This window comes from Pseudomonas sp. CGJS7, assembly GCF_036961695.1.
The window spans coordinates 41,255-53,051 of sequence record NZ_JBAMDI010000080.1; the positions used below are offsets into that span (position 1 = coordinate 41,255).

Annotated in this window: 16 protein-coding genes; 1 reads left to right on the forward strand and 15 read right to left on the reverse strand. The window is 65.4% G+C overall.

The window, feature by feature from the left end; all coding sequences use genetic code 11:
• On the reverse strand, nucleotides 1-1,002 hold the full coding sequence (locus V7787_RS34440) for an alpha/beta hydrolase (RefSeq protein WP_336091842.1): 1,002 nt from the start codon (nucleotides 1,000-1,002) through the stop codon (nucleotides 1-3).
• Nucleotides 1,003-1,076: 74 nt separating this feature from the next.
• Between V7787_RS34440 and V7787_RS34445 the strand changes: the two genes are divergently transcribed.
• Complete coding sequence (locus tag V7787_RS34445; protein ID WP_336091844.1) at nucleotides 1,077-1,796, forward strand: ArsR/SmtB family transcription factor; 720 nt, start codon at nucleotides 1,077-1,079, stop codon at nucleotides 1,794-1,796.
• Nucleotides 1,797-1,900: 104 nt separating this feature from the next.
• Here V7787_RS34445 and V7787_RS34450 read toward each other — a convergent pair whose 3' ends face one another.
• The 14 genes from V7787_RS34450 to rpsH form a co-directional block, all read right to left on the reverse strand.
• Nucleotides 1,901-3,295, reverse strand: coding sequence for a class II 3-deoxy-7-phosphoheptulonate synthase (locus V7787_RS34450; RefSeq protein ID WP_336091846.1), 1,395 nt, complete (start codon nucleotides 3,293-3,295; stop codon nucleotides 1,901-1,903).
• A gap of 81 nt (nucleotides 3,296-3,376) precedes the next feature.
• A complete protein-coding gene (locus V7787_RS34455; RefSeq protein ID WP_336091848.1) occupies nucleotides 3,377-3,877 on the reverse strand; it encodes a disulfide bond formation protein B in 501 nt (166 codons plus the stop codon).
• A gap of 337 nt (nucleotides 3,878-4,214) precedes the next feature.
• Nucleotides 4,215-4,589 carry a 50S ribosomal protein L17 gene (gene rplQ / locus V7787_RS34460; protein WP_031373811.1) on the reverse strand — a complete coding sequence of 125 codons (375 nt, stop codon included), beginning with the start codon at nucleotides 4,587-4,589 and terminating at the stop codon, nucleotides 4,215-4,217.
• A gap of 239 nt (nucleotides 4,590-4,828) precedes the next feature.
• Nucleotides 4,829-5,827 carry a DNA-directed RNA polymerase subunit alpha gene (locus tag V7787_RS34465; protein WP_336091851.1) on the reverse strand — a complete coding sequence of 333 codons (999 nt, stop codon included), beginning with the start codon at nucleotides 5,825-5,827 and terminating at the stop codon, nucleotides 4,829-4,831.
• 155 nt (nucleotides 5,828-5,982) lie between these two features.
• Complete coding sequence (gene rpsD / locus V7787_RS34470; RefSeq protein ID WP_036111747.1) at nucleotides 5,983-6,612, reverse strand: 30S ribosomal protein S4; 630 nt, start codon at nucleotides 6,610-6,612, stop codon at nucleotides 5,983-5,985.
• Between the two features lie 14 nt (nucleotides 6,613-6,626).
• Nucleotides 6,627-7,019 (reverse strand): 30S ribosomal protein S11, encoded by a 393-nt coding sequence (gene rpsK / locus V7787_RS34475; protein WP_036111750.1) that lies wholly within the window; start codon nucleotides 7,017-7,019, stop codon nucleotides 6,627-6,629.
• Between the two features lie 13 nt (nucleotides 7,020-7,032).
• Nucleotides 7,033-7,389, reverse strand: a complete 357-nt coding sequence (gene rpsM, locus V7787_RS34480; protein WP_057948536.1) for a 30S ribosomal protein S13 — start codon at nucleotides 7,387-7,389, stop codon at nucleotides 7,033-7,035.
• 231 nt (nucleotides 7,390-7,620) lie between these two features.
• Nucleotides 7,621-8,994, reverse strand: a complete 1,374-nt coding sequence (secY, locus tag V7787_RS34485) for a preprotein translocase subunit SecY (RefSeq protein ID WP_336091856.1) — start codon at nucleotides 8,992-8,994, stop codon at nucleotides 7,621-7,623.
• A gap of 7 nt (nucleotides 8,995-9,001) precedes the next feature.
• On the reverse strand, nucleotides 9,002-9,439 hold the full coding sequence (rplO, locus tag V7787_RS34490) for a 50S ribosomal protein L15 (protein ID WP_336091858.1): 438 nt from the start codon (nucleotides 9,437-9,439) through the stop codon (nucleotides 9,002-9,004).
• Between the two features lie 5 nt (nucleotides 9,440-9,444).
• Entirely contained in the window at nucleotides 9,445-9,645 is a 201-nt protein-coding gene (gene rpmD, locus V7787_RS34495; RefSeq protein ID WP_336091860.1) for a 50S ribosomal protein L30, read from the reverse strand.
• Nucleotides 9,638-10,177 carry a 30S ribosomal protein S5 gene (gene rpsE / locus V7787_RS34500; protein WP_336091861.1) on the reverse strand — a complete coding sequence of 180 codons (540 nt, stop codon included), beginning with the start codon at nucleotides 10,175-10,177 and terminating at the stop codon, nucleotides 9,638-9,640. The genes rpmD and rpsE overlap by 8 nt, the downstream gene beginning before the upstream one ends.
• 202 nt (nucleotides 10,178-10,379) lie before the next feature.
• A complete protein-coding gene (gene rplR / locus V7787_RS34505; protein WP_336091862.1) occupies nucleotides 10,380-10,733 on the reverse strand; it encodes a 50S ribosomal protein L18 in 354 nt (117 codons plus the stop codon).
• 66 nt (nucleotides 10,734-10,799) lie between these two features.
• Complete coding sequence (rplF, locus tag V7787_RS34510) at nucleotides 10,800-11,327, reverse strand: 50S ribosomal protein L6 (protein ID WP_336091863.1); 528 nt, start codon at nucleotides 11,325-11,327, stop codon at nucleotides 10,800-10,802.
• A gap of 14 nt (nucleotides 11,328-11,341) precedes the next feature.
• Nucleotides 11,342-11,740 carry a 30S ribosomal protein S8 gene (gene rpsH, locus V7787_RS34515; RefSeq protein WP_336091866.1) on the reverse strand — a complete coding sequence of 133 codons (399 nt, stop codon included), beginning with the start codon at nucleotides 11,738-11,740 and terminating at the stop codon, nucleotides 11,342-11,344.
• Between the last annotated feature and the right edge of the window lie 57 nt (nucleotides 11,741-11,797).

Here is an 11,797-nt window from a genome sequence, read left to right on the forward strand (position 1 = left end):
TCAGTCGCGCAGGAATGCGCTGACCGTGGACCACAGCGCGGTCCGCCGCGGCTGCAGATGCAGCCAGTGGTTGCCGCCGGAAATCTTCGCGTCGCGGCGTTCGGCCGCGCCGCTGAGCTCGGCGTACAGGCGCGCGGCGTCGGCATCGGTGGTCACGTGGTCCCATTCGCCGCGCACGATCAAAGTCGGCTGGCGCACGCGGGCGTTGTCGACCAGGTTCTCTCCGGCCCACAGCCGGTCGATGTCGGCGATCGGCCCGTTCGGAATCCGCACCGACGGAGGGCTGCGCGTGGCCGAGCCGGGGTCGGTGGCCAGATACGCCGCGCACCAGCGTTCGATCTCCTCCGCGCTCACCGGCGTCGGCGCGTCCGCAGGCAGCCCCGAGCGCTGGCGCGGCCTTTGTTCGGCCGAACCGATCAAGGCCCAGGCCGGCGCGGGCGCATCCTCGCGCGGGCCTTCGCGGGTCGCGACCGGGCCGAACAACACCAGCTTGCTCACCGCGTCGGGATGCTCGATCGCCGCCTGCCGCGCCGGCAGCGTGCCCCAGGAATGGGCGATCAGGTGGATCGGCGTGCGCGGGCGTTGTCGCCGGATCGCGGCGATCGCCGCCGCGAGCTGCGACGCGCCCATGCGGTAATCGCCCCACGGCGGCGCCGACCGCGGATCGGCGTCGAACAGCGGCGGCCGCTCGGACTGGCCATAACCGGCGAAGTCCAGACTCCAGGCGTCGAACCCCTGCGCCTGCAGATGGTCCAGCCACGACACCCCCTGCATCCGCCAGCCGACCGACAGCTCGCTCGGAAACGTAGCGCCGTGCACATACAGCGCGACCGGGCCGGGCCCGGGCTGGCGCAGCAGCGACAGGCGCAGCGTCCGCCCGTCGCTCGCCCAATCGACCGAACTGCGTGTGTGGCGGGCGGGCGCGGATGCGACAGCCGCATTCGGCAGCGCCGACAGCGCCATCGCCACCATCGGCAAGCTCATCAGATCGCGTCGTTTCATCGCAGCCGCCGTGTGGGGAAGTGGTGGAATTGTCCTCACTTGCGCCACCACAACGCTTCGACCAACATCGAATCATGCCGCCACGCCCCGCCACCGCAGCGCACGCCGCCAGCGAGCACGCCCTGGCCGAGATCGCCGCGGCGATCGGCGACCCGGCGCGCGCATCGATGTTGCTGACCCTGCTCGACGGCCGCAGCCGCAGCGCGGGCGAACTGGCCGCCGCCGCGGGCGTGGCGCCGCAGACCGCCAGCACCCACCTCGCCCGGCTCAGCGCGGCGGCGCTGATCGATACCGAAAAACAGGGGCGGCACCGCTATCACCGACTGGCGTCCAGCGAGGTCGCCGACGCGGTCGAAGCCTTGCTCGGGCTGAGCGGCGGCTTGATATCCCGGCATTCGCATGCGGTCGCGCTCGGCCCGAAGGACGCGGCGCTGCGCCACGCGCGCAGTTGCTACGACCATCTGGCCGGCGAGCTCGCGGTGGCGGTGGCCGATGCCTGGCAGCACAACGGCTGGATCGCGGCACAGGCGCATGGCTGGACCTTGACCGCCGCCGGCGGCGAACGCATCGCCCGCCTCGGCATCGCCCTGCCCGATCCCGGCCAACGCCGCCCCGGCGTGCGCGCATGCCTGGATTGGAGCGAGCGCCGTCCGCACATCGGCGGGCAACTCGGCGCGAATCTGCTCGATGCTTGCCTGGCCCAGGGATTGTTGCGGCGGCGGCGCAATTCGCGCAGCCTCGACGTCACCGACGCCGGCGCGCGCGTGTTGCGCGATTGGGCGCGAGCGACTTGAGTTCGCCGACATCGCGATCGCGATCGCGAGAACCAGCGTTTTCAAACCCCGCAAACACGAAGCCCGCCGAATGGCGGGCTTCGCTTCAGCCGATCACCGACCGATCAAGCCGGCGCGGCGATCTGCGCCTGCTTGCGCACGATCAGCATCGCCACTTCCAGCGCCTGCTCGTAGTTCAGGCGCGGATCGACCGTAGAGCGGTATGCGCGTTCCAGATCGCTCTCGGTGAGCTCGCGCGCGCCGCCCAGGCACTCGGTCACGTCCTCGCCGGTCAGCTCCAGGTGCACGCCGCCCAAACGCGTGCCCGCGGCCGCGTGCAGCTCGAACGAGGCCTCGATCTCGGCGCGGATGTTGCGGAAGCGCCGGGTCTTGTAGCCGTTGCTGGTGCTCTCGGTGTTGCCGTGCATCGGATCGCACACCCACAACACGCGGCGGCCGTCGCGGCGCATCGCGTCGAGCAGCGGCGGCAACTTGTCGGCGATCGCGGTCGCGCCCATGCGGTGGATGAAGGTCAGACGGCCCGGTTCGTCTTCGGGGTTCAGCAGATCGATCGTGCGCAGCAGCTGATCCGGCGTCACCGACGGACCCACCTTCAGCGCGATCGGATTGCGGATGCCGCGGAAGTACTCGGCGTGGGCGCCGTCGACCGCCGCGGTGCGCATGCCGATCCACGGGTAGTGGGTGCTGAGGTTGAAGTGGCCCCAATGGCGCGGCACCTGCCGGGTCAGCGACTCCTCGTACGGCAGCAGCAGCGCTTCGTGCGAGGTGTAGAAATCGACCCGGTTGAGGTTGTGCACTTCCGAGCCCGACAGCGTCTCCATGAAGCGCACCGCGTCGCCGATCGCGTTGACCATGCGCCGGTACTCATCGGCCAGCGGCGAGTGGCCGACCCAGCTGAGGTTCCAGTACTCGGGATGGTGCAGGTCGGCGAAACCGCCGTCGATCAGGGCGCGCACGAAGTTCATCGTCATCGACGAACGCGCGTGCCCCTTGATCATGCGGCGCGGATCGGGCTTGCGCGCGGCTTCGTTGAACGCCGGCGCGTTGACCATGTCGCCGCGGTAGCTCGGCAAGCTCACCCCGTCGATGGTCTCGGTGTCGGCCGAACGCGGCTTGGCGTACTGGCCGGCGAACCGGCCGACCCGCACCACCGGCTTGCGCATGCCGTGGACCAGCACCAGGCTCATCTGCAACAACACCTTCAGGCGGTTGGAGATGACGTCCGAGGTGCACTGGTCGAAGCTTTCCGCGCAGTCGCCGCCTTGCAGCAAAAATCGCTTGCCTTCCTGCGCCTCGGCCAGTTGCTGCTTGAGCGAAAGAATCTCCCACGAGGTCACCAGCGGCGGCAGCTGACGCAGTTCCTGCAACGCGGACTCCAACTCGGCCGCGTCCGGATAGCTCGGCAACTGCAGTGCGGTGCGCTCGCGCCAGGAGGTCGGGCTCCAGTCGGCGGGCAGGTTGACGGCACGGAGGTTGCTGTTGCGATCGGAAGCGCTCATTTCCTTGATTCCAGTTGGTGACGCGGTGTGTGGATGGTTGCGGTGGATGGGAGGGTGGAATTGGCTAAAGCGGTATTTAGATCAACGCGCGCGCAGCGCGGCATAGGCCGCCCACAGCGCCAACACGATGAAGCAGATCAGGCTCCAGGCCGGCATCGCCAGGCCGAGGAAGGTCCAGTCGACCGCGGCGCATTCGCCCGAACCGGTCATGACCTTCTTGATCACGCCGGCGATCGGCATCGCGTCGAGCATGTAGTTCAGGCCCGGGCCGCAGGCCGGGACCTGATCCGGCGGCAGGTGCTGCAAGCGCACGTGGTTGCCGGCGACGGCGATGCCGCCCAGCGACGCCAGCAACGCCAGCACGCCATAGGTGCGCCGGCCGCCGCGGCTCTTGGGGCCGTGCAGCGCGCCGATCAGGAACACCACGCCCAGCGCCGCGAACGCCACGCGCTGGAAAATGCACAACGGGCACGGCTCCATGTGCTGGTACAGCTGCAGGTAGAAGGCATACGCCAGCAGGCCCGCGCAGGCCAGGAAGCCGAGCAGATACTGAATCCGGAAGGAGGCTTTGAAGGGGTTCATGTTCACACCATACGGGTCTGGGTCGGGTCGTGCCAATGTCGGATTGGCATGAAATCGCGCAACGCGGCATTTCGTCGCAGCAACATCGACTGCACCAGGGGACGAAAGTTGCCGTCCCGTTCACCTAGTCCCGAATCCTCCTGTGTGGACACTACAAGCTGGCGTCGATTTCGGCCGCAACCGTTGCCGAAGTAACCGTCGCCGGAAAGCAAAAACCCCGGCCGAGGCCGGGGTTTTGCTGGCTGCCGCCAAGACCGTCAACGGCCTTCACGGCATGTCTTGCATGAGCGGGTCCGGCGCGGGCGACGGCATCGAGCCGACCGCCCGGCGCCAAGAATCACTCGGCAGCGGCCTGCGGACGGTCGACCAGTTCGACGTAGGCCATCGGCGCGTTGTCGCCAGCGCGGAAACCGCACTTGAGGATGCGCAGGTAGCCGCCCGGACGCGAGGCGTAACGCGGGCCGAGTTCGACGAACAAGGTGCCGACGGCTTCTTTGTCGCGCAGGCGCGAGAAAGCCAGACGACGGTTGGCGACACCGTCCTTCTTGGCCAGGGTGATGAGCGGCTCGGCGACGCGACGCAGCTCCTTGGCCTTCGGCAGGGTGGTGCGGATGAGACCGTGCTTGATCAGCGAAGCGGCCATGTTGGTGAACATGGCGTCGCGGTGAGCACTGGTGCGGCTGAACTTACGGCCGGATTTCTGATGGCGCATGACTGTGATTCCTGATGAATGATGAAACCGTTGGACTTCGCTGTCGCCATCCAGGCGTTGGTGCATTGGACTGCGGGTGGTCCGGACCGATCGTTCCTTGACCGGCGTACCGCGGACTTGAATGTCCGTCGGGATAGGTGTTGCGTGCAGCGGTGTTGCTTTGAAGCGGTGTCGCTTGCGAACTTCCTAGACGCAGACCGCGCCCGAAGGCGCGGTCGCGTATGCACCGAGCGCTAGGCTCAGCCCATCATGCCGTGCGAAGCGATCCCGGCCGGCGGCCAGTTTTCCAGCTTCATGCCGAGGGACAGGCCGCGCTGAGCCAGCACTTCCTTGATCTCGGTGAGCGACTTCTTGCCCAGGTTCGGGGTCTTGAGCAGCTCGACTTCGGTCTTCTGGATCAGATCGCCGACGTAGTAGATGCTCTCGGCCTTGAGGCAGTTGGCCGAACGAACGGTGAGTTCCAGATCGTCGATCGGACGCAGCAGGATCGGGTCGATACCGCTGGTGGCCGGCTTCTGCGCACCGCGGTCGCGGTGGGTGAAGTCGCCGAACACCGACAGCTGATCGGTGAGGATGTCGGCGGCGGTGCGCACGGCTTCCTCGGCGTCGATCGTGCCGTTGGTTTCGATATCCAGAACCAGCTTGTCCAGGTCGGTGCGCTGCTCGACGCGCGCGGCTTCCACCGCGTAAGCGACGCGGCGGACCGGCGAGAAGCTGGCGTCCAGCATCAGGCGGCCGATCGCGCGGGTTTCTTCGTCCGGACGACGGCGCGAAGCCGCCGGCTGGTAGCCGAAACCGCGTTCGATCTTCAGACGCATGTTGATCGCCGTGTCCTTGGTCAGGTGGCAGATCACGTGCTCGGTGTTGAGGATTTCGACGTTGTGGTCGGTCTTGATGTCGCCGGCGGTGACGATGCCGGGGCCTTGCTTGGCCAGCGACAGGGTCGAGGAATCGCCGGTGTGCATGCGGATGGCGACATCCTTGAGGTTCAGCAGGACTTCCAGCACGTCCTCTTCCAGACCTTCGACCGTGGTGTATTCATGCAGCACGCCATCGATTTCGACCTCGGTGATGGCGAAACCCGGGATCGACGACAGCAGAACGCGACGCAGCGCGTTGCCCAGCGTGTGGCCGTAACCGCGCTCCAACGGTTCGATCACGACTTTCGCGCGATTGCCGGTGAGGCGTTCGATCTGCGGACCACGCGGGCGCAGTACCTGGTTGGCGGTAACCGTCATGTTTCGGTGTCTCCAATGACCTTCGCCGGGGGGCGGCGGAAGGCTTTAGCTCTTGGAGCCCCCTCTTATCGAGGGAGCGGCCGATGCGCGTCGCGCACCGGCCTGGGTTGCGGGAAACGCCGGATCCGCGGGGGATCCGGCGAGGCCCAGCACTATTACTTGCTGTACAACTCGACGATCAGCGCTTCGTTGATGTCGGCCGGCAGGTCCGCACGATCCGGAACCGCCTTGAACACGCCGCTGAACTTCTTGCTGTCCACTTCGACCCACGACGGCGACAGGTCCATCTGCGACGACACGGTCAGGGATTCCTGCACGCGAAGCTGCTTCTGGGCGCGCTCGGACAACGCGATCGCGTCGCCGGCCTTGACCTGGTACGACGGCAGGTTGACCGACTTGCCGTTGACCGTAACGCCGCGGTGCGAGACCAGCTGGCGGGCGGCCGGACGGGTCACGGCGAAGCCCATGCGGTAGACGACGTTGTCCAGACGGGTTTCCAGCAACTGCAGCAGGTTCTCGCCGGTGTTGCCCTTCTTGGTCGAGGCCTTCTTGTAGTAGTTGCGGAACTGACGTTCCAGCAGACCGTAGATACGCTTGACCTTCTGCTTTTCGCGCAGCTGGGTGGCGTAGTCGGACAGCTTGCCCTTGCGGGCGGTGGGGCCATGCTGGCCGGGTTTTTGCTCGAGCTTGCACTTCGAGTCGAGCGCACGGGCGGACGACTTCAGGCCGAGGTCGGCGCCTTCGCGACGAGCGAGCTTACAGGTGGGGCCAATATAACGAGCCATTTTTCTTCAGCTCCTCAGACGCGACGCTTCTTCGGCGGACGGCACCCGTTGTGCGGGATAGGCGTCACGTCGATGATGTTGATGATCTTGTAACCGACGTTGTTCAGCGAACGAACGGCGGACTCACGACCCGGACCCGGGCCCTTGATGCGCACTTCCAACGACTTGACGCCGTAGTCGAGCGCAGCACGGCCAGCCTTTTCGGCTGCCACCTGGGCGGCGAACGGGGTCGACTTACGCGAGCCGCGGAAACCCGCGCCGCCCGAAGTCGCCCACGACAGCGCGTTGCCCTGGCGGTCGGTGATCGTGATGATGGTGTTGTTGAAAGAAGCGTGGACGTGGGCGATACCGTCGGTGACGATGCGCTTGATCTTCTTCTTGGTCTTGACTGCTGCCGGCTTGGCCATGGTCTAGGTCCCCTTACTTCTTGATGGCCTTGCGCGGACCCTTACGGGTACGTGCATTGGTCCGGGTACGCTGACCACGCAGCGGCAGGCCGCGGCGGTGACGCAGGCCGCGGTAGCAGCCCAGGTCCATCAGACGCTTGATGGCGATGCCGATTTCGCGGCGCAGGTCGCCTTCGACCACGAACTTGCCGACTTCGGCGCGCAGGCGCTCGACTTCCGGCTCGGACAGGTCGCGGATCTTGGTGCTCGAAGTCACACCTGCGGTTTCGCAGATCTGCTTCGAACGGGTACGGCCGATGCCGTAAATGCTTTGCAGGCCAACCCAGACATGCTTCTGGGCAGGCAAATTAACGCCCGCAATACGCGCCATAAGGCGATCTCCAACTGATTTGGCGGCCGAGACGGATTAATCCCGGCGGAGTGAACTGGAAATGATATCAAGGTCTCGGGTTAATAGGAAGCCCCGCGGCACCAGAGGCGCCACGGAACCACGGCATGGGGAGTGTGCCCATGCTCCGGCGACGAATCAGAACTGGCTGAACGGGGCGATGACCTGCCCCGCCAACCCCGCGCGCTACTCTGGCGCGCGTACGGCTCCGACTCACCCGCGCGCGAGACCGCCGCGCGAGCCGCCCTTCAAGTTCGCCTTCTTCAGCAGGCTCTCGTACTGATGCGACATCAGATGAGCCTGGATTTGGGCGATGAAATCCATAATCACGACCACCACGATCAGCAGCGAGGTGCCGCCGAAGTAGAACGAGGTGCCGAGCTTGGTGCGCATGATCTCCGGCAGCAGACACACGACCACCAGGTAAATCGCACCGGCCGCGGTCAAACGCGTCAACACGCCGTCCACATAATCCGCCGTGGCCTTGCCGGGACGGATGCCCGGGATCAGCGCGCCCGACTTCTTGAGGTTGTCGGCGGTTTCCTGCGAATTGAACACCAGCGCCGTGTAGAAGAACGCGAAGCCGATGATCAAGCCAGCATACAGGATCATGTGAACCGGTTCACCCGGGCTGAGCCACTGGCTCAGGCGCTGGAGGAAGCCGGACACGCCGCTGCCGCTGTTGCTCTGGGCGAACCAGGTCGCCGCGGTGGCGGGGAACATCACGATGCTCGAGGCGAAGATCGCCGGGATCACGCCCGACATGTTGAGCTTCAGGGGCAGGAACGACGCCTGGTTCATATAGGCGTTGCGACCGCCCTGTCGACGGGCGTAGTTGACCGTAATCCGACGCTGGCCGCGCTCGACGAAGACCACCAGGAAGGTGAAGCCGAACACCAGCGCGATGACGGTGATCGCCGCGATCGCGTTCATGTCGCCGTTGCGGATCTGCTCGAACATCTGCAGCACCGCAGCCGGCAGACCGGCGACGATACCCGCGAAGATGATCAGCGACACGCCGTTGCCGATACCGCGCTCGGTGATCTGCTCGCCCAGCCACATCAGGAACATGGTGCCTGCGGTCAGCGAAATCACCGCGGTCAGGATGAAGCCCATGCCCGGCGCGTACACCACCGGCAGACCGTCGGGCGCAACGCTCGACTGCAGGCCCGCGGCGATGCCCCAGGCCTGGAACACCGCCAGCGGAATCGCGCCCATGCGCGACCACTGGTTGATCTTGCGCCGGCCCGATTCGCCTTCCTTCTGGATGGCTTTCAGGCTGGGCACGATCTGCACCAGCAGCTGCACGATGATCGATGCCGAGATGTACGGCATGACATTGAGCGCGAACAGGCTGAAGCGGTGCAGAGCGCCACCGGAGAACATGTTGAACATGTCCACGATGGTGCCCTGCTTGGTCTCCATGAACTTGACCATCGCCTCCGGGTTGATACCCGGCACCGGGATGTAGCTGCCGATGCGATAGACGATCAACGCGCCGATGACGAACAGCAAACGCTGACGCAACTCGGTGAACTTACCGAGTCCGCCGCCGATTCCAGCCATTGCGTTGCCGCTGCGCGCCATTGAGCCCTTACTCCTCGATCTTGCCGCCGGCCGCTTCGACAGCGGCCTTAGCGCCGGCCGTGGCCAGCACGCCCTTGAGCACGAACTTCTTGGTCAGCTCGCCCTTCTTCACGATCTTCGCCTGCTTGGCGTTGCTCGGAACCAGCTTGGCGGCCTTGAGCGCGGCGAAATCGATCTCGCCGGCTTCCAGCTTGTCCAGCTGATACAGCAGGACTTCGGCCGTGTCGTTCTTCAGCTTGGAGCGGAAGCCGATCTTGGGCAGACGACGCTGCATGGGCATCTGACCGCCTTCGAAGCCGGCCTTGATCTTGCCCTTGCCCGAACGGGCGAACGAACCCTTGTGGCCGCGGCCCGCGGTCTTGCCCAGGCCCGAACCGATACCGCGACCGACGCGCTTGCGGTCTTCGCGGGCGCCGTCAGCCGGCTTGAGAGTGTTGAGACGCATGTCGATTACTCCTCGACCTGGACGAGGTAGTGAACCTTATTGATCAGACCGCGAACCTGCGGGCTGTCCTTGAGTTCACGCACATCGTTGAGCTTATTCAGGCCCAGCGCACGCACCGACAGGCGGTGGATCGACTGGGTGCCACGCAGACCCTTGACCAGGCGCACCTTGACGGTGCCGCCTTCGACGGCTTGCTTCTTAGCCATGGTTGAGGTCCTCCACCTTCTTGCCTCGCTTGGCAGCGATCTTGGCCGGCGAGTGCATGCCGGTCAGACCCTTCAGGGTGGCGCGAACCAGGTTGATCGGGTTGCGCGAACCGGTGGCCTTGGCCAACACGTTCTTGACGCCGACCGCTTCGAGCACGGCGCGCATCGCGCCGCCGGCGATCACGCCGGTACCTTCCGACGCCGGCTGCATGTACACATGCGCCGCGCCGTGGCCCGACTTCACGGCGTGCCACAAGGTGCCGTTGTTCAGATCGACGTTGTTCATCGCCTTGCGGGCGTATTCCATCGACTTCTGGATCGCGACCGGCACTTCGCGCGCCTTGCCGTAGCCGAAGCCGACCTTGCCGTTGCCGTCGCCCACCACCGTCAGCGCGGTGAAGGTGAACTGGCGACCGCCCTTGACGGTCTTGCTGACGCGGTTGACCGCGATCAGCTTCTCGATCATGCCGTCGTCGATCTCTTCGCGGTTGCGATCGCGGTCGCGGCCCCGCGGGGCTCTATCGTCTGCCATTTCGATATCTCGTTGATTAAAGGGATTTGCGGCGTGGCCGCTTATGATTGTGAAGTGGATCGGGTGCAGCGCTCACAACAGGAAACCGCCGTGGCGCCCGACGCAGCCCGCGTCGGCGGGTGAAGCTGTTTCGTGCGAAAGGCGTGGAGACGGATCCCCACGCTTTCAAGTCCGAATACGGCCCGGAATACCGGGCGGCGTATCAGAACTGCAGACCGCCTTCACGCGCGGCATCGGCCAGCGCCTTGATGCGGCCGTGGTAGCGGTAGCCCGAGCGGTCGAAGGCGACCTTCTCGATGCCCGCGGCCTTGGCGCGCTCGGCGATCATCTTGCCGACCTTGACGGCGGCATCGGCGTTCTTGCCGTTCTTCAGGCCTTCCTTCACTTCGGCCTGCACGGTCGAGGCGGTAGCCAGCACCTTGGAGCCGTCGGCGGTGAAGACCTGGGCGTACAGGTGCTGACCGGTGCGCAGCACGGTCAGACGGGCGACGCCGAGGTTGCGGATGTGCGAGCGGGTCGACTTGGCGCGACGCAGGCGAGCGATGTTCTTGTTCATTTTCTGATCTCCGAAAGCTGAAAGCTTGGTGTTTTGGGGCCGATCCGGGGATCGGCGCCCTACCCGTTAGGCCTTCTTGGCTTCCTTACGGATGATGACTTCGCCGGCGTACTTCACGCCCTTGCCCTTATAGGGCTCCGGCGGACGGAAACCGCGAATCTTGGCGGCGACTTCACCGACGCGCTGCTTGTCCGCGCCCTGGACCAGGATTTCGGTCTGGGTCGGGGTGGCGATGGTGATGCCTTCCGGAGCCTTGAACAGAACCGGGTGGGAGAAACCCAGCGCCAGATTCAGGTCCTTGCCCTGCATCGAGGCGCGGTAACCGACGCCGACCAGCTCGAGCTTGCGCTCGAAGCCTTCCGACACGCCCTTCACCATGTTGGCGAGGATGGCGCGCAGGGTGCCGGTCAGCGGGATCAGCGCCGCGTCTTCGGTCGTGAACAGGGCTTCGCCGTTCTCGACCTTCAGGTTGATGGCGGCCGGCTTGGCGATCGACAGCGAGCCCTTCGGGCCCTTGGCGACGACGGCATCGGCTTGGACGGAGACTTCAACGCCCTTCGGCAGGGCGATCGGCTTCTTGGCAACTCGGGACATGTCTGATTACTCCCTTAGGCCACGAAGCACAGGACTTCACCGCCGACGCCCTGCTGGCGCGCCTGCGCATCGGTCATGATGCCTTTCGAGGTGGAGATGATCGCGACGCCCAGGCCACCGAGGACCTTCGGGATCGCGTCCTTGCCGCGGTACTGACGCAGGCCCGAGCGGGAGTAGCGCTGCAGGCGCTCGATCACCGGCTTGCCTTCGTAGTACTTCAGCGAAATTTCGAGTTCGGACTTGCCCGGAGCGACTTCGGTCACGCGGGAATCCAGGATGTAACCCTCTTCCTTCAGCACGGCGGCGATAGCCACCTTGACCTTGGAGGAAGGCATTTTCACCGTCTGCTTGCGCACAGCGGCCGCATTCTTCATGCGGACCAGCATGTCGGCGATGGGATCAGTCATGCTCATTGAATATCACCTATGAGTAGCACCGATATCCGCGGGATTGCGAATTTCAGTAATAGT